The organism is Corynebacterium sp. S5S1 (genome assembly GCF_001913985.1).
In the GTDB taxonomy this organism is placed as follows: domain Bacteria; phylum Actinomycetota; class Actinomycetes; order Mycobacteriales; family Mycobacteriaceae; genus Corynebacterium; species Corynebacterium marquesiae.
Map to the genome: position 1 here is coordinate 1 of NZ_MKXT01000023.1, position 21,264 is coordinate 21,264.

Genomic DNA, 21,264 nt, shown 5'->3' on the forward strand with positions numbered 1-21,264 from the left:
CGACGATCCGATTCAGACAACGAATGAAACGGGCCAATAATCTCAGACACAACAACACCCTCCTAAGGGAAAGTGTTGCAACGACCCTCTGAACTCAAGCGCAACCCACAGAGAAAAACGCCCCGCCGGTCCTTATGGACCGAGAGGGCGCTTAATAGTTGTGGTGGCCTAGTTCCACTCAGGCGCGTCTTCGAGGCGCAGCTCGGAGTAGCGTGCTTCTGGCACAGAAGCCGAGTACGGCTTGCCTTGGGCTTCCCACTGCTGGTCAGAGTTGCAGCGCACGTCCTGACCGTCAGTATCGAGCATGGTAAAGCCCCACACCAGCTTGCCCTGCGAGTTTGCCGGCAAGGTGTACGGGCCAACCACCTGGTTTAGCTTCCAGTGCTGCTCGCTAACGTAGTTGAAGCCATAGGTCTTGGTCAGCACCTTGGCCAGATCGCCGGTGCCCTCAACGGATCCGGAGACCTCGATGGTCTGGGTGCGAGCCTGGGTGACGGTGTGCTTGACCGGCACCTCCTCGGCGTTGCGGTTGGCCACGCTGGTGGCGTCGGTCTGCTTGAACCAGCGGCGCTTTGCAGTGACGTAGGTGCCGTTTTCACCCGGCGTCGAGCAATGCGTGCCCGGCTTATAATCGTCGTTCCAGCGCTGGGGCAGCTCAAAGTCCCCACCGAAATCAGCGGCGTGGGCAACAGGAGCGGCCACCAGGCTCAGCGCCGCGAGGGCGCTAGCGATGGACGTCTTGCTCACGTTTAGCCCCAATCGTTGTTATCGCGGGTGGAGACCTCGATGTGGCGCTCCTTCGGCAGGGTGGCAGTGAAGGTGCCGCCGTTGGCCTGCCACTTGTGGTCGGAGCCGCACACGGTCTTCTGGCCCTCGAAGTCAGATACAACCCAGCCGGCGCGCAGGACGGCGGTCTTGCCCGGAGCAATGTTGTATGGGCCAACCTGCTCGCCCACCTCGTAGGACTGGCTATCGGTGTAGCTGGAGGAGAAGGTGAAGTTGATGAGATCCATTAACTTGAAGTCAACGCCGGCGGAAACATTCCAGGTCTTGGTTTTGGTTTCCTTGATAGAACGGGTAACGGGCAGCGGCTCATCGTTGTAGTTGGACACGGTCCAGGAGCCAGCGGAACCATCGAAGTAGGTGCGCTTGATGTCAACGGTCTGGCCGGTATCACCCGGGTTGGAGCAACGCTCACCAATGGTAGTCGGGTTAGCCGGGCCGAGGTCGCGCTGTGGCAGGGCGTTAGCGGCCGGAGCGAAGACGAGACCGGAAGCAACGGCGATAGCCGCGGTGGTAGAAGCAATCTTGGACTTGAACATGGAACTTTCTCCTTGTGTAGGTGTGGTGGGGTTTAGTAGATGGTCTGGGTCGGAACCGGCAGGTCGCGGAATTCGTCCGGAGTGACGTCCTCGGTGCGGGTATTGCCGGCCTTATCGGTGATCTTGGCCTCTGCCCAGAACCCACTCGGGGCGGAGGTCTGCTTGTAGTTAGAGGTGAGGTCGTAGTTTCCGCTCTTACCGCAGTGAACCTCGCGGTAGTTGATGCGGGTCATGGTGGTGCCATACTCCACGCGCACGCGCTCGCCCGGCTTGAGATCTACGTGCTTGAGCTCGGTGCCGACCGGCATGTAGGCGCGCTTTACGGCACCGACGGACTCCAGCCAGCCCTTCGGAATATCGCCGCGGTTGCCTTGCCAGTTGGTGTACGGGGCGTGCTCGGCGCCAACGACAAAGTCAGTCACTGGGGCGAATTCGTAATCGCCCTTAGACCAGTTGAGGAAGTCGGTGGAGTAGCCAGCCTTGCGGTAGGTCGGCTTTACAGCGGTGATGTCCAGCGGGTACCAGGAGGTATCGCCAGCTTCACACTTATCGCCTTCCTTTGGCCAGGATGGATCGCGCTGCAGATCCGCGGCCGGCTGCATGATCTCATCCTTCTTCGGATCGGCGATCTTCTCTAGGCTCGGGCCGGATACGGAGGTGTAGTTACCCTCGATCGGCTTGGAGTTTGCCCCCGGAGAGCGGGAAGGAATTTCCATGGCCAGATCGGATACTGAGCCATCCGCCTTGATGATATAAGCAAAGGCGTAGCGCTCGGCCGGGCCCTTACCGCGGATGACGTTGGCACCTGGGATGTTTTCTAGGCGGTCATCATTGCAGCCTACAAACATAGAGATGAAGTCCTTTTCGATGACGCCGTACTCGACGCGGAAGGACTCACCCGGCTTCAGCTTCACTGGGCCGAAAGTTTCTTTATCGCGCCAGCCGTTGGTCATCTTCAGACCGATATCGGACTTGGCGGTGGTGTCCCAACCGGAAGGCAGCTTGGCCTTGGAATTGGCTTCAATCTCGTGATTGGTACCAGTTTCTACCTCGGCGGTGTAGGGCACTTCTTGGTTGGTGGTGTTTTTGAACTGCAGGGTGCCGTCGCTCATGTAGCGGCGGCCGGTTTCGGCAAAGCGCCATTCACGCTCAGCATTATCGCCGGCAGCGCTGCAGCTCTTGTAGAGGTTGGAAATGGGATATGCCTGCGGCATCGGGGGAACATCTCCCGCGTGTGCCACTGGCGTGAAGAGAGCCGCTACGGCGAGCGGTGCGAGCAAACGCAGTCCCTTTTTAATCACCAGAAGACCGTCCTTAATAGATCGTTAAAAATTAGGGGAAACATTCATGAAGACTCAGGCAATCATAAGGGATTACCGGACGCACATCAACAGTTGAATGAAAATCTTTCTAATGCTTTTACCTACCTTGAGGTGCGATAATGGGCACTCACCTGCCCCGCGCCGTTAAATGTTTACAGTAGGCTCCACCCCCAGATTAGGGCTCCTTGCCCTGGTGCATTCAAGGAATTCCCAGGTTTTATGCACCACCCACACTGTGGTGGCATTTGCCGCACAATCGTTTTCTTCACCGCGTCCCCGCAGCGTTCCATTCCGCATTGAGCGGGGTGCGCTAGTAGTGTGGGGGCCTATGACTGACCTGAAAACCACCGCCGGCAAGATCGAGGACCTGGACGCCAAGCTCGCCGAGTCCCGCGCGCCGCTGGGAGAAGGCGAGCCGGCCGCCCGCGCCCGCGTGACGCAGCTGCTCGATGAGGGCTCCTTCGTAGAAACGGACGCGCTGGCCCGCCACCGCTCGACCGATTTCGGTCGCGAGCATGACCGCCCCTATACCGATGGCGTGGTCACCGGTTACGGCTCTATCGACGGCCGCCGCGTGTGCGTCTTTAGCCAGGACGGCGAAATCTTCGATGGCACGATGGGTGAGGTTTATGCCGAAAAGCTCACCAAGGTATACGACCTCGCCATCAAGACCGGCGTGCCCATCATCGGCATCTATGAATCCACCGGCCCGCGTGTACAAGAGGGAATCGTCACCATGGCCGGATACGCCCGCCTCATGGCGCGTGTCTCCCAGGCTTCGGGTCTCATCCCGCAGATTTCCGTTATCGCGGGCAATACCAGCGGCATTGCAGCGTTCGCACCCACGTTTGCCGATGTCCTCATAGTCACCCAAGGCACCGCTCTCCACCAGGCCGCCAGCCACGTGGCAGGTGCGGAGCCAGAGACCTTTGGCGGCGCCGCAGCCCACGCAGAGTCCGGCACCGCTCACCTGGTGGCCAGCGACGACAAGCAGGCTTTGTCCCTCGTGCGCGACGTTTTGGCTTACTTCCCCGCCAATAACCGGGCCGAGGCGCCGCGAGTGGAAGCCGGTAGCGTCGCAGACTTTGATTTGAACGCCGTCATCCCGGATACTGCCGCGCAGGCCTATGACATGAGCGATGTCATCAAGGCTGTCGTCGATGAAGGCTCCTTCTTCGAGTTATCCGCCGAGGCCGCACAAAACATCCTTACCGGCTTTGCCTACATCGACGGCCGCGCCGTCGGCATCGTTGCCAATCAGCCACTGGCACTGGCTGGCGCCCTAGATTCCGCCGCCGCAGAAAAGGCCGCACGCTTCGTGCGTACCTGCGATGCCTTCAATACCCCCATTGTGGAATTCGTGGACTCCCCAGGCTTTGTGCCTACCCCGGAAGAAGAAAAGGCCGGCCTGCTGCGCAGGGCGTCGAAGTTTGCCTATGCGCAGGCTGAAGCGAGCGTCGGCAAGCTCACTGTGATCACCCGCAAGGCCATCGGTCCGGCCTACGCATTTATGGGCGCCAAGGACCTCGGCGCGGATTTGGTCTACGCGTGGCCCACCGCGGAAATTGCCGTCACCCAGGCCTCCCAAGCTTCCCTGGCCATCTATGGCTCGGAGGACAAGGAAGAGGAGATGGACGAGCTCTTCTTACACCCATATGCCGCAGCGGAGCGCGGGCTGGCCGATAATGTTATCGAACCAACGGCAACCCGCCACTACCTGGTAGAAGGCCTGCGCCTGCTAGAGCGCAAGGCCGTAGCCCAGGTACCGAAGAAGCACGGAACCGTTTAGGAGGGGAAATGTCTGCATCTGAAATCAAGGTAGTCAAGGGCAATCCCACCGAGGATGAGCTCGCGGCCCTGCGCACCGTATTGGCGCAGATGAGCGCGAAGCACTCGGGCGCTACCGGCGAGCGCAATGAATGGGGTAACCCTGCCGAGCGCTTCGAGCGCTTTGGCGCGCAGCGCGTCTACAACCCCTCCGCCTTCCATACCGTGCGGTACTTCTAATGCGGCTTATCCTTGCCTCCCAATCACCCTCGCGCGCGTCTATTCTGCGCGGCGCGGGCGTGGAGCCCGTTTTAGAGCCGGCCGATATAGACGAGCGCTCCCTCGAAGCCTCGCTCGCGGGCCACCCACCGGCCGATATCGTGGCGGCCTTAGCCTCCGCCAAGGCCGAAAAGGTGGCCGAGCGCTACCCCACCGAGCCCGTCATCGGCGGCGATTCCATGCTGCTGCTCGACGACGAGCTACAAGGCAAGCCCCATACCGAGGAAGCCACCATCGAGCGCTGGCACCAGCAAGCCGGCCGCACAGCCGAGCTGCTTACCGGCCACTGCCTCATCTTTGGCAATAAACGCCATGTGGAAACATCCACCACCACGGTGCACTTTGCCCAGGCCAGCGAGGCCGATATCGCAGCATATGCCCACTCCGGCGAGCCTCTCCACTGCGCCGGTGCCTTCACCTTGGAAGCAATGGGCGGCTGGTTCATTGACCGCATCGAAGGCGATCCTTCCTCCGTTATCGGTTTGTCCTTGCCCGTGGTGCGCCGCGCGCTCTACGCCTTTGACCTGAACGTCTCCGATTTCTGGTAGCCACGCGTCGGCGTCGCTACAGTGGGATGGCATGGAAATGAAAGACATGCTTGCCCCGAAACCCATTGAGCTGCCGGCCGATCCCGGCGCAGAGTCCACCTCGGATCTGGCCGCTGGCATTGTTGCCCATCCCGATTCCCCGCTGCTGTGGGCGCTCCTAGCAGAGCAGGAACTCAACCAGCAAGAGGGCTCTGAGCCGTCCGCTTTCATCACCGCCTATGCCTACGCGCGCACGGGCTACCACCGCAGCCTCGATCGCCTGCGTGGTAATGGTTGGAAGGGTTGGGGCCCTGTCCCCTTCTCCCATGAGCCGAACCAGGGTGTCCTGCGCGCCATCGCCGCGCTCGGCCACGCCGCCAAGGCCATCGGCGAGGACGACGAATACGACCGCATTCGCCAGATGCTTTCCGACGCCGACCCGGAGTCCGTCGCCACCCTCCTCGACTAATCCTGGAGTTCCCGCATGCCTGCCGTGACACCGCGCTGCCTACGCCGCTTCTCTGCCGCCGTATTGCTCACCGCTGCCGTGCCGCTCGCGCTGAGCGCCTGCGGTACTCAGGAGGATTCTTCTTCCTCCCATCAGCCGGTCTTTTCCAGCCAAGCACCTGCCGAAGATGATTCCGCCGGCGGGAACGATGCAGCTTCCGCAGCAGCACCCTCCCCGTCTGAGTCCACCGATAAGGGCGAGGAGTCAGCCACGCAGCAGCAAGATAAGAGCGAGGACAGCGAGTGCACGGAGCTCCCCAACGATCCGCGCAAGGTCTACGCCTCTGGCACGGCCCCTGGGCGCATGCCCGCTGATGACGGCAGCGATTTCAATTACTGGATCGCCGATATCGACAACTCCTATGACCCGTGCTCGACGATTAGCTGGATCATCTTCCGCGGCTCAATGGGTGATTTGAACGGTCCGGCAGGCACCGGCGCCTCGATTGCTGATGGGCTAGCCCTCTATGTCAACGGTGCCCCGGTAAAGGACATGTCCGTCTTTGACAAGGTAGAGAGCGTCACCCCAGTCTCAGACAACGAGGTCGATTTCACGTGGGGAGAACGCAGCCGCACCACCGCGGAGGGCATTACCGCCCACCACACCGTGCGCCTGCAGGCACAGGGCGATTCGCTCGAACCCGTATCCGGCGAAGTCGAGGAATTCAACAAGATGTGGGTTGACCTTCCCAGCTACCAGCTGGGCACCTACGACTAACTTTTAGGCCGGCATTCAATCGCCTGGGCCTGCAATACAATGCGCCCCAGCGGAATTTCGCTGGGGCGCTCGTCGTTGCTCGCTTAATTGAGCAATCAGCTCATTACAGTGCTAGTCCATCTTGTCCAGGATGTCGCCGGTGTTTTGCGCAATGCGCACGTTAGCCACCATGGCTTCCAGGAATAGCCTGATGGCAACCATGATTGCGTAGTAGATGACAGTGTTCAGTACCGCTAGGAAGATGAAGGCAAAGATGCTTCCGAAGATGGCGGACGCGGAATCTTCCTGAATGCCATAAATGCCCATGCCGGTGGCGAAGAAGAAGGCACCAAGAAGGTCAAGGATCCACATGATGCCACCAAGAATCATGGCGACCTTGTAGATTTCCTTCACGTGGGTGAGGGTCAGGAAGTGCTTAAACTCGAACTCGAAGAGCCCGCCCAATAGGCCGTCCTTCTTGCCCAAGCCCTTGAGGGTGCCACTCATCTGGCTCTTCTTATCACCAAGAGTCAGGCCAGAATCGGCAGAAGCTTCACCTGCTGGCGGGAACTGTCCGAATCCCTGGCTCGTGCTCTGCTGCTGGGTGTAACCGCCGAAAACCGGCTGATCGTTAGCGGACTGGGCGGAACCGAATTGCTTGCCGTTCGCAGCAGCATCCGACGATGCCGGATCCGTAAATGGATTATGCGCACGGGAGGCAGCTCCCTCGCCTGGGGTGGAGGACTTCGAGGAGGCCCAGAAGTCAGAGGACTTGCCCTCCGCGCTCGGCTGCGGGGAGGAAAGAGCACTCGAATGCCCAGACTCACCAGGCTTATCGGTGTGGCCGAAAGACTTCGTCTCCTTGGCATCAGTAGAGCCGAATTCCTTGGTTTCATTCACCTCGGAAGCGCCGGCGCCTTCGGCGTCTTTCGCCGCGTCCTCGGCGCGGTGCTGCGGGGTCTCGGAAAAATCGCGCGGAGAAAAATCCTTCGGGAAGCCGTCGGAGTCGAAATCATTATCAGCCATAATCTGGTCCTTAGAAAATGCTCTAGGGGATGGTAGGAAAATGCCCCACGGTCACCCGTGGGGCCACTTGGCAGAATACAGCGTGCGCTAGGCGTTCGCGTCCTGAACGCGACGAATCGCCTCGGCGGCAACCTTTTCTTGGATGCCCATATCCAGCTCGGAGGTGAAGCCAACGCAGGAGCAGTTGATCTCACCGAGGACATAGGTGTCGGTGCCATCGGGGGCATCGTCAAGCATGAAGTCCGCGGTCCAAATCAGGGGAACATCCTTGGTATCGCCGAGTTTCTCTGCAATAACGGGGCGAGCCTTCTTAAACATCTCCAACAGTTCCGGCCAGGATTCCGGCTTATCGTAGGTGTACTTGGCCCCAGAGAAGAGCGTGGCAGAGAAGTTGTCGCCGCCTTCCGCTGGCTTCTTGTGCACGATGAATACCGGCTCATCCCCCACGAGGAGAATACGGATTTCACCTTCCACAATGCGCGGCATAAAGCGCATGTCCACCAGCATGCCGTTATCGCCCTCAATGTACTGGTCACAGAAATCCATGAAGGCGCCCAGCTTATAGTCGTGGGTTTGGTTGTCTACTGCCTCGGTACACTTCAGGGCGGTGTCGAGCGGGAGCGCGGTGCCCGGTTCCACGGATTGGGCAAGCTCCTGGTCCGCGAGGCGCACGCGCCAGATGCCTTCACCGGTGGAACCGCGGTTTTGCTTGAGCACCCGCTCACCATAAGACAGCGAGGTGGGGAAAGTATTATGCAGCTCTTCTACCTCGTAGTACGCGGCGGTGTCGTCCGGCACCAGCGGGGTGTCATTGAGCTTGACCAGCGCATCTTTGGCGCCGTAGGCCATCATGTCCGCCGGGGTGGACATGCCTACCAGGCCGGCGTCTGCCAGCTTGGTGAGCAATTCGAAGTACCCCTTCTCGCCACCGGGGATATTGCCTGGGTTCACGCGAGAGATATACGCATCAAAGTTTTCAGAAACCTGGGCGTAGATCTCTTCCGCCTTGTCTGGGTGGAAGTAGATAACCTCAGCTTCCCAGCCCTGTTCCTTGATCGCATTGACGATCGGCATGGTGTCCTTACGGTGACCATCTGCGCCTTTATCGGAGCCGCCCTCTACCTCAAATACAACGATTGCCTTGTGCACTAGCAATTCCCTTCTTAGGTGGTGTTCATAGCACGTTGTCGCACCATATCCGGAGTTTATCCCAGCTTTACCTCCCCCGCGCGGCCAACTGCCCCCTCTGCCTAACCCCGCCGGCCGGCACCCCCATTTCCCCGGCCGAGCCCTGTATCGCACACCACAGGAATGATCCCCGAGTGATCACCACGGGAAAATTCGGGTTAAAGTGGTGGGAGCGAAATACTAACCCTTATCGGAAAGGCAGGCGGACAGTGGCTGACGTTGATCCCTATCCCCCATTTCAGGAATACGCACACCCCGAGCGCCTCGTGTCTGCACCGTGGCTGTCCGCACGCCTAGGCGTCAAGGGCCTGCGCGTCATTGAGGTCGATGAAGACTCGCTCCTCTATGACATTGGCCATATCCCCACCGCCACCCGCATCAACTTCCGCACGGAACTACTGAGCCCACTTACTCGCGATTTCATCGATGGCAAAGAGTTCACTGCTTTGATGCGAGACAAGGGCATTAATGCCGACGATACGATTGTCCTGTATGGCGATAAGTCCAATTGGTGGGCCGCCTACGCCCTGTGGGTATTTACCCTCTTTGGCCACAAGGATGTTCGCCTGCTCGATGGTGGCCGCAATGCCTGGATGGCCGAGGAACGCGATACTTCCTTCATGGTGCCGGACTTCCCCGTATCCGAATACCCCGAGGTAAGCCGCGATGATTCCGTCCTGCGTGCCTTCGTAGACCAGGTGCGCGAGTCCGAGGGAGCGCTCGTGGATACCCGCTCCCCAGAGGAGTTTGCGGGCGAGGCCACCGAGCACGATCCCAATGGCGATTCCGCCTACGGCACCACCATGCGCCACGGCCACATCCCGGGCGCCATCAACCTCGAGTGGGACCGTTCCATCTATCCCAACTCCTGCTTCCGCTCGGCCGAGGAGCTCAAGGTTAATTACGGAATGTTGGAGCCTGAATCTGCAACGCTTCTCTACTCCCACGTGGGCGCACAGGCCGCACACACCTGGTTTGTGTTGACGCATCTTTTGGGATTCACAAAGACGCAGGTCTACGATGGTTCGTGGTCTGAGTGGGGCAATATGGTGAAAATGCCGATTGAGCGTTAACTTTTCGGCTTCGCCACATAAACCCATATCCGGCAGGGATGTGGGTTTATTTTTGTTCAAAAACATCCCCACTCGCATGCGTGAAAATTAACTCATGCTTTTGTGTGCAAGAATAGATTGCGTATTCAACCTAATGTGTTCAGGAGGTTGCTGCCGTGGCAGTAGAAACCAAAAAGATCTCTAAGGTTCTCGTGGCGAACCGCGGTGAGATCGCCGTTCGCGTGATCCGCGCGGCCCGCGACGCTGGCATTGCCTCCGTCGCCGTCTACGCCGAGCCAGACGCCCAGGCACCTTTTGCCTCGCTTGCCGACGAAGCCTTTGCCCTCGGCGGCACCACTTCTGCCGAGTCCTACCTCGTCTTTGACAAGATTCTGGACGCCGCAGAAAAATCCGGCGCCGATGCCATCCACCCCGGCTATGGCTTCTTGTCTGAAAACGCCGACTTTGCCCAGGCCGTCATCGACGCCGGCCTGACTTGGATTGGCCCCTCCCCCGAGTCCATCCGTGACTTGGGAGATAAGGTTACCGCGCGGCACATCGCCGAGCGCGCCGAAGCCCCCATGGCCCCAGGCACCAAAGATCCGGTAGCCGGCGCCGATGAGGTGCAGTCTTTCGCCATGGAATACGGCCTGCCCGTAGCCATCAAGGCTGCCTTTGGCGGCGGCGGCCGCGGCATGAAGGTGGCCTACTCCGCAGAGGAAATCCCCGAGCTCTTTGAATCCGCCACCCGCGAGGCAACCTCCGCCTTCGGCCGCGGCGAGTGCTTCGTGGAGCGCTACCTGGATCGGGCCCGCCACGTGGAAGCCCAGGTACTGGCGGATAAGCACGGCAACGTAGTCGTCGTCGGCACGCGCGATTGTTCCCTGCAGCGCCGCTTCCAAAAGCTGGTCGAAGAAGCCCCGGCTCCTTTCCTCACCGAGGAGCAGCGCGCCTCCATCCACGAATCCGCCAAGCGCATCTGCCGCGAGGCCGGCTACTACGGCGCCGGCACCGTGGAGTACCTAGTCGGCGCCGATGGCCTCATCTCCTTCCTAGAGGTCAATACCCGCCTGCAGGTGGAGCACCCAGTTTCCGAGGAAACTACCGGCCTCGATCTCGTGCGCGAGCAGTTCCGTATCGCTGAGGGCCACGAACTCTCGCTGAAGGAAGACCCCGCCCCGCATGGCCATGCCTTCGAGTTCCGCATCAACGGCGAAGATGCCGCGGCGAACTTCATGCCGGCGCCTGGCACCATCGTGAAATATTCCGAGCCTGCCGGTCCGGGCGTGCGCGTGGATTCCGGCGTCGTCCAGGGCTCCGTCATTGGCGGCCAATTCGATTCCATGCTGGCCAAGCTCATCGTCTGGGGCCCCGACCGCGAGACCGCTCTGCGTCGCTCCGCCCGCGCCCTATCCGAGTACACGGTGGAGGGCCTGCCTACCGTTATCCCGTTTGACCAGGCGATCGTTGCTGACCCAGCTTTCACCGCAGAAGACGGCAACTTCAGTGTCTACACCAAGTGGATTGAAGAGGAATGGGATAACCAGCTGCCCGCCCACGATGACTCCACCGATGCCGAGGTTGCAGAGGCAGAGCCATCCCAGGTACACACCGTAGAGATCGACGGCCGCCGCATTGAGGTAGCCCTCCCCGCCTCCTTCGGCGCCACCGGCACCCCACGCAAGAAGAAGAAGCGCAAGGCCTCTGGCGCCAAGGCCGCAGTGTCCGGCGATGCCGTTACCTCCCCAATGCAGGGCACGGTCATCAAGGTCAACGTGGAAGAAGGCCAGGAGGTTTCCGAAGGCGAGGTCCTCCTCGTGCTTGAGGCCATGAAGATGGAAAACCCCGTCAAGGCCCATAAGACCGGCACCGTTACCGGCCTAGCAGTAGAAGCAGGCGCTGCTACCACCAAGGGAAGCGTGCTACTGGAAATCAAATAGCACGCACCGCTAGCCTAGAAGAATGACTGCTTCTTCTCTCGGCGTGCGTTTGGCCAAGGAAGAGGACCGCGACTATCTCGCGGGCCTCTTCCCTTCTTATATCTCTGAGTGGTCCTCCATCGTGGATGGCGGGGTTATCGCCCTGCCCATGTCCGCGAATGAGGATCCCACCGTGGCTCCCCGCGGCGCCGCGCTCTTGCGCTACTACCCCGCCGCTGACAAAGGCCCAGCTTTCCTTGGCGATCCCTCGGCCCACCCGCTTGACGACGCCGCCTGGCTCACCCCCTTCGATCCCGAGGACATTCCCGAGCTCGCCGTTTCCAGCGATGACCCCGCCGCCCGCGAGTTGCTTATTGCCAACGCCATCGACCTCGCAGCCGAGCAAACTGCACCCGGCATCTCTTCCGTCGAGCCCTTGCCCGGATTCGAAGAGCTCACCCCCGGCAAGTACTTCCGCCGCTTCTAATCCCCAAGGACCGGCCGCCTGCCTGCTAACCTGGCTACGATGCTGAAAATAGATGCAACTTACGGACATGCCACTGCCTTGGGGCACCTAAGCCACGCATTCGACGCCGGGTGCGTCTACGGCTTGAAGGGCCCCAATGGTGCGGGTAAATCTACGCTGCTGCAGACGTTGAGCGGCGAAATTGCCCCACTGAAAGGCACCGTCTCCATCGACGGTGCCACACCCGGCAGCACAGAGGCCGCCGGCTCCGTCATCGCAGTCGCGGACCCGGTCTTTTTGCCGGACCTCACCGTCGGCGAGCACTTTGCCCTCCTTGGGCGCCGCACCGGCGTGGACTTCGCCGAGGTCTATGAGCTTTGGGCCATCGATAACGCCATCCAGAACTCCGCGGTCAGCGACCTTTCTTCTGGCCAGCGCCAACGCGTCTACCTTGCGGCCCAGCTCTATCAACCGGCCAAGGCCCTGCTTATCGACGAACCCGAGCGCCACCTTGACCACACCTGGACCGCCTTCTTGGCCGAGGAGCTGCGCCACCTCGCCACCGAGGGCCGTTGTGTAGTGCTGGCCTCCCACTCCCCGGCCATCTTCGCTGCCTGCGACGAGGTGGTGGAGATTTCATGAAGCTTTTATCTCAAGCCTCTTCAGCCCTCTATTTCGCCTTCTTCGCGGCGCTCATCGCGAGCGTCAGCGTCTACGCTTGGCAGAATGCCGCCGAAGTTTTGCCCTCGCTCGCGCAACGCACAGCCGCTTCTCTACCCGCCACCGCGACCATTGGCGCTGCGTTCGGCTCCCTCGCCCTCATCGTTCTCCTTGAAGCGCTCTATCCACTACGCAGCCTTTCCCTAGGCCGGTGGGTCTATGTGGATAGGCCGCAGGGGCATATGCGGGGCGTCGATAAGCTGTCTATTGCCCAGCTCGCCGGCGTGAGCCTCCTCGGCCTAGCCCTGTGTACATCGCTGCACCTTCCGCTCTATGCAGCGATAGCCCTGCCACTGCTGCGGTTTCTCATCGGCTGGCGTTCCTTCAACCTCGCCTCGCTCCTCCGCGCGGGCCGTACCCGTGCCGTCGGCTCGTCCTCCTTCGGGCTACTGGATTCCGAGGTATCTGCCGATGCCACCGCCTCCCAGTGCGCGCGCCTGCGCCCGCGCTCGCGTGCCACGGTATCGCCCGGTCTCCTCTTTTTCCGGCGCTTGTACCGCCGCTGGTACATCCCGCTCGGCGCGGTCGCCGTCATGGGCCTAACCCTAGGTCTAGCACCACAGCTTGGCAGCCTTGCCCTCATTGGATTCGCTGCCGCATGGACCATCGTCGGCGCCGCCACCGGCCGCGCCGCATCCTTTGGCCGCATCATCGATGGCGCCTTGCCCGACTGGGGACTGCCACTGGCCGCTTCCGCAGGTGCCGCTGTTCTTGGCACCGCTTTCATCGCCACCGTATGGAAGCTGCCGATACTCGTACTCGCCGCGTGCTGTTTAGGACTTACCTATGCCTCCTTCAAGCGCTCCCGCCCCGCACGCGTGACCACTATGAGCATCATCGACACCGGTGGCTTCGGTGCTTCATTCTCCCCCGAGGTCTTCAGTTACTTCCTGCGCGGTGGCTTCGGTATTGCGGCCATAGCTGTGGTCCTCTTTTTCTAGTCGCCCTGCACTTTCCCCAGGTACGTCACTTCAATAAGTTGCACATACCTGGGGATTTCTTTTGAGGTTGATTCTGTATTACTTCACATAACACAGTTTGTGTTACTATAAGTGACACAGAATAAAGATTGGAGGTGACAGATGTTTATTAACCTCAACCCCGATTCAGATATCCCCGTCTTCCAACAAATTCACGATGAAATCGTTTTGGCTATCGCTCGCGGACAGCTCTCTGATGGCGACAAGCTCGACCCCGTCCGCCGCGTCGCGAAAGACATAGGCATCAACCCGGCCACCGTGAAGAAGGCGTACGACCTCTTGGTTTCTGACGGCCTCGTTGAAACCGCCGGCCGCTCCGGCTCCATCGTCAGACCCGGTGCTCGCACCGAGGCTCAAGAAAGGCAACTAGCTGAGCATTTAGGCCGCGTAGTCGCGCTCGCTCGTGCCCAAGGCTTTAGCCCAGATGAGCTCCACACCCACCTCAGCTCTACTCTTAAACACTTGGAAGTATCGTCATGATTTTCGCACTTTTAATGGCCGTCACAACTCTCGCTATTACCTGGATTATGGCCCAAATGCCCGCCCTTGCCTCGCCCGGCACACCGCTCGGTGTTCGCGTACCAAAGGCCTACCTTTCCGATAGTGCAGTTACCTCTGCCCTTGCTGGATACAAGGTCCGTACTTGGGGCTGCGGCATCGCGGCAACAATTCTGTCCCTCTTTGCTTGGAAATTGCCACTCCTCGCCGCCGTACCGTCCCTCTTGGTGACGCTCGGCGGCTTGTGGGCCTACATCTCTCAACGCCGCCGCATCATCGCCGCTAAAAAGGCCGGCGGCTGGTTCGACGAGGTTGAAACCACCATCGCTGCTCGTGTTTCCACCAACGCCAATGGCACACCCGAATTCGAAGGCATCCCCACACCGACTTTTCCGTGGTTAACAATGCTCGCCTCCCTGTTGTGCATCGCGGCCGGTGCCATCATCGTTGCTTCCCACTGGTCCGCCATTCCGGACCCCGTTCCCGTGCACTGGAATGACTCCATGGAGGCCGACAATTGGAGCGACAAATCAATTGGGAGCGTGTTTTTCTCCTCATTCGTTGCTTTGGCATTGCTGGTCCTATTTGCGATTATCTGCTCTTTTATCGCGCATAGTGAGGTATCCCCACGCTCTGAGCGCAACATTAAAGCTCGTGTGCGCAACGAAGCAAACCTCGCTCTCACGAACACCGGAATGGGAGTACTCACTCTGTTCATCAGCGCCGGGATGGCCTTCATGCAGGTAACCGGCCCTATCCCGCACTATCAACGCTTTAACAGCGCCGCGATCATCACAATGCTGATTCTCGCCATCGGTGGCAGCATCGGCCTAGTTGTATTTATTCTCTACAAACAATCCCGGTTATCCGAGCAATTGCGCGGTATTCACTTCGCTGATGAAGACAAAGAATCACCGGACAATGACCACCTCTATAAATGGGGCGTAATGTATTACAACCCGGATGATCCGGCGGTACTGGTAGATAAGCGCTTCGGTACGGGAATGTCGTTTAATTATGCCCGGTGGCAGGCCAAAATCTTTTTCGGCCTCGTGATACTCATCCTGGTCGGCTCGTTAGCATTGCCCGTCATCCTTGGTTAAGGCGAACCTCCGCTATCATCGCCAATCAACGATTTCGTCCATCTAAACCAACGATTTCGTCGACGGTTTTGGTCGTTTGGATGGGCGAAATCGTTGATTTTTACCACAGTTAGATACCACAGCGCCCCGCTTCCTGGAGAATTACTCGAAGGAAACGGGGCGCTGGTGTGCAGAAGTTAGCTAATCACGGCGATGAGGTCGCCGCCTTCAACCTTGGTAGCTTGGCCAATGGCCACGCGCTCGACCACGCCATCCTTGGTGGCGGAGATGGACGCTTCCATCTTCATCGCCTCGATGACGGCGATTTGGTCGCCGGCCTTAACCTCGTCGCCGGGCTTGGCGGTCGGGTTGACCACACCAGCAAATGGTGCGGCGACGTGGCCCTCGTTGGAGGGGTCAGCCTTTTCTACGGTAGCGACCGTAGATTCGGCGTTCTCGTCGCGCACCTTCATTGGGCGAATCTGGCCGTTAACGTTGAGAACCACGTTACGCATGCCCTTCTCGTCCGGCTCGCCCACGGCATCGAGGCGCACCACGACCTGCTTGAGATCGGCGCGATCGGTAGAGCCTTCTGGGAAGTAGTGGACGACCTTTTCTTCGCCTTCGGTAAGGCCGTAGAAGAAGGTGGTATCCGTCAGTGCCTCAGTGTTGCCGTACTTGCGGCGGAACTCGTTGAACTCCTCGAACTGCTTCGGGAACAGGAGGCGGTTCAGGCTGGCGCGGCGCTCATCCGAGTTATCGGATTCCAGATGCGGCTGTTCTTCCGCAGGAACCTCGCTCACCTTGGCGCCGGTTTCCTCGCGGCCATCGAGCACCTTATCGCGCAGCTCCGGCCAACCGCCCGGAGGAGTACCGAGCTGGCCGCGGAGGAACTGGTTGACCGAGTCCGGAATATCGAACTTCGTCGGATTAGCGGCGAAGTCTGCAGGATCGACGCCGGCGCCAACAAGGTGCAGGGCGAGGTCGCCCACAACCTTGGAGGATGGGGTGACCTTGGTCGGACGGCCCAGCATCTCATTGACTGCTGCATAGGTGTCCTCGATGACCTCGAAGCGGTCCGCCAAGCCAAGGGCAGCGGCTTGGGCACGCAGGTTGGACAGCTGACCGCCCGGAATCTCGTGCTTGTAGACGCGGCCGGTCGGGCCAGGGATACCGTTCTCAAACGGGGCGTAGAGCTGGCGCACGGCCTCCCAGTAGGGCTCGAGATCCGATACGGCCTGCAGGTCGATACCGGTATCGCGCTTGGACTGGGAGAACGCTGCAATAAGGGCGGACAGCGACGGCTGCGAGGTAGTACCAGCCAGTGGTGCGGAGGCGCCGTCCACAATGTCGGCACCGGAGAGCGCAGCCGCATAGTAAGTAGCCATTTGGCCACCGGCGGTATCGTGCGTGTGCACGTGCACCGGCAGGTCGAATTCCTTGCGCAGAGCCATAACCAGCTTGGAAGCGGCCTCAGGGCGTAGCAGACCGGCCATATCCTTGATGGCAAGGATATGGGCTCCCGACTCTACAATCTGCTCGGCCAGCTTGAGGTAGTAATCCAGCGTGTACAGGTTCTCCTTCGGCGACGAAAGGTCACCGGAGTACGCCATGGCCACCTCAGCAACGGTGGTATTGGTCTCGAGGACGGCATCGATGGCGGGGCGCATCTGGGAGACGTCGTTAAGAGCATCAAAGATACGGAAGACGTCCACGCCGGACTTGGCTGCTTCCTGGACAAAGCCGCGGCAGACCGAATCCGGGTACGGGGTATAGCCCACAGTATTGCGTCCGCGCAGGAGCATCTGGATGTTCTGGTTTGGCATAGCCTCGCGCAGCATGTCCAGGCGGACCCATGGGTCCTCGTGGAGGAAGCGCATGGCGACGTCATAAGTCGCACCACCCCATGCCTCGACCGAGAACAGGTTCGGGGTCATGCGCGCAACAGCCTCGGCCGCAGAAACCAGGGCGGTACTACGCACGCGGGTGGCCAGCAGGGACTGGTGGGCGTCGCGGAAGGTGGTATCCGTAACCATCAGCGCATTCTGCTGGCGGATCTTTTCTGCCCACTTCTGTGGTCCAAACTCTAGCAGATCATCACGCGAACCGCGTGGTAGCGGCTCGGAAAGGTCCAGCTCGGGGAGCTTATCAAAGGGGCGCAGCGCCGTTGGGCGCGTACCGTTGGGCTTATTGACGGTGGTCTCTGCGATGTACTCGAGGATGCGACCAGATTCGTCGACTGCTGGTGGAGCCTTGAGCAGGTCCGGATGATCACTAATGAAGCCCGTGTTCACGCGCGTCTTGGTGAAGTCCGGCTCACGCAGCAAGGCACGCAGGAATCCAATATTGGTGGCTACGCCAGAGACATGGAACTCGTTCAGCGCACGCTGGGCGCGCTGCACGGCCTGCTCAAAGTTGACGCCGCGGCAGGTCATCTTCACCAGCAGGGAGTCGAAGTTGGGCGAAACCTCTGCGCCCACGGACGTTGCACCGTCCAGGCGCACGCCGGCGCCGCCCGGCGAACGATACGCGGTCAGCGTGCCGGTATCCGGGCGGAAGCCGTTATTCGGGTCCTCGGTAGTGATGCGGCACTGCAGAGCAGAACCGGTGATGGAAATCTTGTCTTGGGCGAGGTGAATATCTTCCAGCGATGCGCCGGCCGCGATATTCATCTGGGCCTTCACGATGTCGACGCCGGTGATTTCCTCGGTCACGGTATGCTCCACCTGCACACGCGGGTTCATCTCGATGAAGACGTGGTTGCCGCGCTCATCGACGAGGAATTCCACGGTACCCGCACCCTCGTAGTTGATGTGCTCACAGAACTTCACTGCGTCAGCACAGATGCGGTCACGCAGCTCTGGGTCTAGCGTCGGCGCTGGGGCTATCTCCACTACCTTCTGGTGGCGGCGCTGAACGGAGCAATCACGCTCAAAGAGGTGAATGACGTTGCCCTGGCTATCGCCCAGAATCTGGACCTCAATGTGTTGTGGCTTAATGACCGCAGTCTCAAGATACACACTGCCATCACCGAAGGCTGCCTCTGCTTCACGGGAAGCCTCGGCAGCCTTCTCGCGCAATTGATCTTCGGATTCGACGAAGCGCATGCCGCGCCCGCCACCACCGGCGACAGCCTTAACAAAGACCGGGAAGTTGAAGTCCTTGGAGTATTCCACCAGCTTATCGACGTCCGTCGATGGCTCCGAGTCCTTCAACGTCGGCAGCCCAGCTTCCTTAGCGGCGTTCACCGCGGCAGCCTTATCGCCGGTCAGGTCAAGGGTGCTAGGGGTAGGGCCAATGAACTTGATGCCATTGTCTTCACAGGCCCTAGCGAGATCCGCGCGCTCCGAAAGGAATCCGTAGCCGGGGTAAATGGCATCCGCTTCAGCCTTCTTGGCGGCGCGGATAATCTCATCAATGTCCAAGTATGCCTTGACCGGCTGCCCCTCGGCGCCGATGCGGACAGCCTCATCCGCGAAGGCGCGGTGGAAGGAGTTTCGGTCTTCGCGAGGATAGACCGCGACGGTCTTTGCCCCAGTCTCAAAGGCAGCACGGAATGCACGCACGGCGATTTCGCCACGGTTGGCTACCAGAATCTTTTTGAACGATGGAAGCGCGGGATTAGCCACTTCTGTGTTCCTTTCAACTCGGAAGGCGCTGGAATACAACGTCTCCACTCGGGTGATCCGTATCTCAGTTTAGAGATCGAAACCTTCCTTGTCTGCCCATTTTCAAGCGGAGTTTGCCACACTATCCAGCGCTTAAACCGTTACAAGCGAGTTTTCTGCAGCCCGACCAGTAATAACAGGGTTAGCCGATCTGTAAATCTTGCAAATTTTAACCTCAACAAAATATGCAGCGGGGACACCTGCGTGCCCAAGTAAACCGTTGTTGACTAAACACCTCCCCGGCTATATGGTTACCTACATAGGTGGTACACCCATACACCACGGAAGGAATCACATGCCGCATGCACGAGAGGCCGCACCATGAGCGATACCCGGCCCATTTATCAGCAACTAGCAGGAGGGATCAGGGACATGATTATTTCCGGCGAACTCCCAGAGGGAGAACGCGCCCCTAGCACCAATGAGCTTTCGGCTTTCCACTCCGTCAACCCCACTACCTCTGCAAAGGCACTAACCGTCCTCTTCGAGGAAGGCCTACTCGAAAAGCGGCGCGGCCTGGGCATGTTTGTACGCGAAGGCGCGCGCGACAAGGTCCGCCACCAACGCCAAGAAGCCCTGAGAGAAGACTTCATCGTGCCCCTCATCAAGGAAGGCGCCGCGCTGGGCTTAAGCGCCAGCGATATCGCCGACCTTATTGAAGCCGAAGGAGACCATCATGACGCACCTTAAGCTGCAGAACGTTACCTGCAAGCACCGCCTGCATGTGCCGCACCTCGATCTCAACGCCGGCATGTACGGGCTGATCGGCCCCAATGGTGCTGGCAAGACCACACTCTTGCGCGCGGTAGCAGGGTTCCTGCCTGCCAAGGGCAGCATCGATACCTCGCAGGTGGCGATAGCGCGCACCGGCGCCGATATTTTGCTCGCCGGTTCCACCGTGGCCCAGCATCTGCGCGCCGCACAGCATGTGCGCGAAGGATTCGACGTGGGGTATGCGGAGGAGTTGTTGGATAAGGTGGGCGTCGATAAGCGCAGCAAGAACCGCACCTTGAGCACCGGCCAGCGCCAACTGGTTGCCTGTGCCACTGCCCTGGCCGCGCGCACACCGGTCACCCTCCTCGATGAGCCTTTCAACGGCCTGGACGCGCCGACGCGCACGCGCCTGCGTGAGCTCATTATCGCCCACGCCTCCGGCACCCCGGACTGGCTGCTGGTGCTTTCTTCTCACCGCGCCGAAGACCTCGTCGGTCTGGTTGACCAAGTCATTACCGTGCACGACGGCACGGTCAATAAACCCACCGACCTGGAATCCCAACGGCCGCACTACCCCGTGCTTAGCGGCAGCACCAAGGACGTGGAGCAAGCACTCGCGCTTGCCGACGCCCTCCCCCTCCACCAATCCTCCCTTGGCTCCACCTCCAAGGTGCACGCCTGGTGCCCGGCCCCGTTCCCGGCCGATACCGCAGCCGCCGCCCAGGTCACCGTCTCCTACCTCGACGACGGCCAACTCATTGATTCCCTTGTCTCCCGCGCCCACGAATCCGCCCGCACCTCACAAGAGGAGTCCTAGCCATGCAGACACTCAAGACCTTTAATCTCAACGCCACCAAGGCGCTCATCGTCATAAGCATCATCGTCGTGTTGCTGTGGGCATTGCCCTACTTATTGAGCAATGACCCCTCGGCAGTGGGGCCAGCAGGGTTTTACTGGGACTTTGTCGCAATCCTCCTCTGGGGAATCTACTGCGCTTTCGCCGCGACCGAATATCGTGCTCTGCGTGGCCTGGGGATAAAACCTAGTAATTGGCTCGCCAGCATGCATACAACGTTGTGGCTAGGCGCACTAAGTTTCGGTGCTGTAGCCTGGGCTGTCTACTACATCGCACGGCAAGGCGGGGACGATATTTATTCTTCATGGATTGTTACCTCCAGCGTATTCAACACAAGCCCCACGCTTAGCTACATAGCCACTTACGGCAGCTTCTCCTGCGGTCACCTGCTGACCGGATATATTGGCGCGCTCATAGGGTCCGTGGTAAGCAGCGCCAATCAAAGCTCCCTACTAGCGCGGATTCTGTTTATCATCGGCATTATTGTGAGCCTTGCTCTCGCCAATGGTCTCCTGATTACCCTTATCGAGGCCTTCGGGGAAATGAGAATCGGCGCACCCTGGCCTGGCCTATTTTTCTTCACGGGCTTAAGCATCATCATTTGCTCGGCTGGCATCCACTTCATAGCGCGACGCATCCAGCCTTAACCAGCCCCGTTGTTAAATGCACCAATT

General features: G+C 59.8%; 20 protein-coding genes and 1 pseudogene. 15 read left to right on the forward strand and 6 right to left on the reverse strand.

Translation table 11 applies throughout. The features are described from left to right. Nucleotides 1-168 precede the first annotated feature (168 nt). From BKN05_RS08855 to BKN05_RS08865, 3 genes are read right to left on the reverse strand one after another with little or no spacing between them, the layout of a single operon-like run. Entirely contained in the window at nt 169-747 is a 579-nt protein-coding gene (locus BKN05_RS08855) for a hypothetical protein (protein ID WP_049377988.1), read from the reverse strand. 2 nt (nt 748-749) lie between these two features. Beyond that, nucleotides 750-1,322 (reverse strand): hypothetical protein, encoded by a 573-nt coding sequence (locus tag BKN05_RS08860; protein ID WP_049377989.1) that lies wholly within the window; start codon nt 1,320-1,322, stop codon nt 750-752. Between the two features lie 32 nt (nt 1,323-1,354). Next, nucleotides 1,355-2,623, reverse strand: a complete 1,269-nt coding sequence (locus BKN05_RS08865) for a hypothetical protein (protein ID WP_225745877.1) — start codon at nt 2,621-2,623, stop codon at nt 1,355-1,357. A 349-nt stretch (nt 2,624-2,972) separates the two neighbouring features. On the opposite strand from BKN05_RS08865, the gene BKN05_RS08870 reads away from it, so the two are divergent. The 5 genes from BKN05_RS08870 to BKN05_RS08890 are packed head-to-tail and all read left to right on the forward strand — an operon-like array spanning nt 2,973 to nt 6,442. Next, nucleotides 2,973-4,433 carry an acyl-CoA carboxylase subunit beta gene (locus BKN05_RS08870; RefSeq protein ID WP_049377991.1) on the forward strand — a complete coding sequence of 487 codons (1,461 nt, stop codon included), beginning with the start codon at nt 2,973-2,975 and terminating at the stop codon, nt 4,431-4,433. Between the two features lie 8 nt (nt 4,434-4,441). Further along, nucleotides 4,442-4,651, forward strand: a complete 210-nt coding sequence (locus BKN05_RS08875) for an acyl-CoA carboxylase subunit epsilon (RefSeq protein ID WP_049377992.1) — start codon at nt 4,442-4,444, stop codon at nt 4,649-4,651. Further along, nucleotides 4,651-5,238 carry a Maf family protein gene (locus BKN05_RS08880; protein ID WP_049377993.1) on the forward strand — a complete coding sequence of 196 codons (588 nt, stop codon included), beginning with the start codon at nt 4,651-4,653 and terminating at the stop codon, nt 5,236-5,238. The genes BKN05_RS08875 and BKN05_RS08880 overlap by 1 nt, the downstream gene beginning before the upstream one ends. Before the next feature lie 31 nt (nt 5,239-5,269). Then, nucleotides 5,270-5,686 carry a DUF3151 domain-containing protein gene (locus tag BKN05_RS08885; protein WP_049377994.1) on the forward strand — a complete coding sequence of 139 codons (417 nt, stop codon included), beginning with the start codon at nt 5,270-5,272 and terminating at the stop codon, nt 5,684-5,686. A gap of 15 nt (nt 5,687-5,701) precedes the next feature. Next, complete coding sequence (locus BKN05_RS08890; protein ID WP_049377995.1) at nt 5,702-6,442, forward strand: hypothetical protein; 741 nt, start codon at nt 5,702-5,704, stop codon at nt 6,440-6,442. Between the two features lie 111 nt (nt 6,443-6,553). Here the strand turns inward: BKN05_RS08890 and BKN05_RS08895 are convergent, their stop codons facing one another. Both BKN05_RS08895 and BKN05_RS08900 read right to left on the reverse strand, forming a co-directional pair. Then, entirely contained in the window at nt 6,554-7,447 is an 894-nt protein-coding gene (locus BKN05_RS08895) for a DUF4282 domain-containing protein (protein WP_049377996.1), read from the reverse strand. A gap of 87 nt (nt 7,448-7,534) precedes the next feature. Beyond that, on the reverse strand, nt 7,535-8,596 hold the full coding sequence (locus BKN05_RS08900) for a Cj0069 family protein (protein WP_286688474.1): 1,062 nt from the start codon (nt 8,594-8,596) through the stop codon (nt 7,535-7,537). Nucleotides 8,597-8,844: 248 nt separating this feature from the next. On the opposite strand from BKN05_RS08900, the gene BKN05_RS08905 reads away from it, so the two are divergent. The 7 genes and pseudogenes from BKN05_RS08905 to BKN05_RS12705 all read left to right on the forward strand — a co-directional run. Beyond that, nucleotides 8,845-9,708: a sulfurtransferase gene (locus tag BKN05_RS08905; protein ID WP_286688475.1), complete on the forward strand. Its 864-nt coding sequence runs from the start codon at nt 8,845-8,847 to the stop codon at nt 9,706-9,708. A 155-nt stretch (nt 9,709-9,863) separates the two neighbouring features. Beyond that, nucleotides 9,864-11,627, forward strand: a complete 1,764-nt coding sequence (locus tag BKN05_RS08910) for an acetyl/propionyl/methylcrotonyl-CoA carboxylase subunit alpha (RefSeq protein ID WP_286688476.1) — start codon at nt 9,864-9,866, stop codon at nt 11,625-11,627. Nucleotides 11,628-11,649: 22 nt separating this feature from the next. Further along, nucleotides 11,650-12,093 carry a hypothetical protein gene (locus tag BKN05_RS08915; protein ID WP_049378000.1) on the forward strand — a complete coding sequence of 148 codons (444 nt, stop codon included), beginning with the start codon at nt 11,650-11,652 and terminating at the stop codon, nt 12,091-12,093. Nucleotides 12,094-12,132: 39 nt separating this feature from the next. After that, the gene (locus BKN05_RS08920) at nt 12,133-12,714 is read left to right on the forward strand and encodes an ATP-binding cassette domain-containing protein (protein WP_049378001.1); all 582 of its coding nucleotides are present in this window, start codon (nt 12,133-12,135) and stop codon (nt 12,712-12,714) included. Continuing rightward, complete coding sequence (locus BKN05_RS08925) at nt 12,711-13,733, forward strand: hypothetical protein (RefSeq protein WP_049378002.1); 1,023 nt, start codon at nt 12,711-12,713, stop codon at nt 13,731-13,733. Before BKN05_RS08920 ends, BKN05_RS08925 begins: the two co-directional genes overlap by 4 nt. Before the next feature lie 141 nt (nt 13,734-13,874). Beyond that, nucleotides 13,875-14,252, forward strand: coding sequence for a GntR family transcriptional regulator (locus BKN05_RS08930; protein ID WP_049378003.1), 378 nt, complete (start codon nt 13,875-13,877; stop codon nt 14,250-14,252). A 422-nt stretch (nt 14,253-14,674) separates the two neighbouring features. Further along, nucleotides 14,675-15,295 (forward strand): annotated as a pseudogene (locus tag BKN05_RS12705) (DUF1648 domain-containing protein); the annotation flags it as partial. Nucleotides 15,296-15,549: 254 nt separating this feature from the next. On the opposite strand, the gene BKN05_RS08940 reads toward BKN05_RS12705, so the two are convergent. Continuing rightward, nucleotides 15,550-18,981 carry a pyruvate carboxylase gene (locus tag BKN05_RS08940; protein WP_049378005.1) on the reverse strand — a complete coding sequence of 1,144 codons (3,432 nt, stop codon included), beginning with the start codon at nt 18,979-18,981 and terminating at the stop codon, nt 15,550-15,552. A gap of 360 nt (nt 18,982-19,341) precedes the next feature. Between BKN05_RS08940 and BKN05_RS08945 the strand changes: the two genes are divergently transcribed. Genes BKN05_RS08945 through BKN05_RS08955 form a run of 3 tightly spaced genes read left to right on the forward strand, consistent with a single transcriptional unit; the run spans nt 19,342 to nt 21,237 of the window. Further along, nucleotides 19,342-19,710: a GntR family transcriptional regulator gene (locus tag BKN05_RS08945; RefSeq protein ID WP_049378006.1), complete on the forward strand. Its 369-nt coding sequence runs from the start codon at nt 19,342-19,344 to the stop codon at nt 19,708-19,710. Further along, nucleotides 19,697-20,551, forward strand: coding sequence for an ATP-binding cassette domain-containing protein (locus BKN05_RS08950; protein WP_049378007.1), 855 nt, complete (start codon nt 19,697-19,699; stop codon nt 20,549-20,551). Before BKN05_RS08945 ends, BKN05_RS08950 begins: the two co-directional genes overlap by 14 nt. A gap of 2 nt (nt 20,552-20,553) precedes the next feature. Beyond that, a complete protein-coding gene (locus BKN05_RS08955; protein ID WP_049378008.1) occupies nt 20,554-21,237 on the forward strand; it encodes a hypothetical protein in 684 nt (227 codons plus the stop codon). The last annotated feature ends 27 nt before the right edge of the window (nt 21,238-21,264 follow it).

Coding starts and splice junctions, on each gene's coding strand:
- BKN05_RS08860 (WP_049377989.1), bottom strand. CDS start 1,322: ATGTTCAAGTCCAAGATTGCTTCTACCACCGCGGCTATCGCCGTTGCT.
- BKN05_RS08870 (WP_049377991.1), top strand. CDS start 2,973: ATGACTGACCTGAAAACCACCGCCGGCAAGATCGAGGACCTGGACGCC.
- BKN05_RS08875 (WP_049377992.1), top strand. CDS start 4,442: ATGTCTGCATCTGAAATCAAGGTAGTCAAGGGCAATCCCACCGAGGAT.
- BKN05_RS08880 (WP_049377993.1), top strand. CDS start 4,651: ATGCGGCTTATCCTTGCCTCCCAATCACCCTCGCGCGCGTCTATTCTG.
- BKN05_RS08885 (WP_049377994.1), top strand. CDS start 5,270: ATGGAAATGAAAGACATGCTTGCCCCGAAACCCATTGAGCTGCCGGCC.
- BKN05_RS08890 (WP_049377995.1), top strand. CDS start 5,702: ATGCCTGCCGTGACACCGCGCTGCCTACGCCGCTTCTCTGCCGCCGTA.
- BKN05_RS08895 (WP_049377996.1), bottom strand. CDS start 7,447: ATGGCTGATAATGATTTCGACTCCGACGGCTTCCCGAAGGATTTTTCT.
- BKN05_RS08915 (WP_049378000.1), top strand. CDS start 11,650: ATGACTGCTTCTTCTCTCGGCGTGCGTTTGGCCAAGGAAGAGGACCGC.
- BKN05_RS08920 (WP_049378001.1), top strand. CDS start 12,133: ATGCTGAAAATAGATGCAACTTACGGACATGCCACTGCCTTGGGGCAC.
- BKN05_RS08925 (WP_049378002.1), top strand. CDS start 12,711: ATGAAGCTTTTATCTCAAGCCTCTTCAGCCCTCTATTTCGCCTTCTTC.
- BKN05_RS08930 (WP_049378003.1), top strand. CDS start 13,875: ATGTTTATTAACCTCAACCCCGATTCAGATATCCCCGTCTTCCAACAA.
- BKN05_RS08945 (WP_049378006.1), top strand. CDS start 19,342: ATGAGCGATACCCGGCCCATTTATCAGCAACTAGCAGGAGGGATCAGG.
- BKN05_RS08950 (WP_049378007.1), top strand. CDS start 19,697: ATGACGCACCTTAAGCTGCAGAACGTTACCTGCAAGCACCGCCTGCAT.
- BKN05_RS08955 (WP_049378008.1), top strand. CDS start 20,554: ATGCAGACACTCAAGACCTTTAATCTCAACGCCACCAAGGCGCTCATC.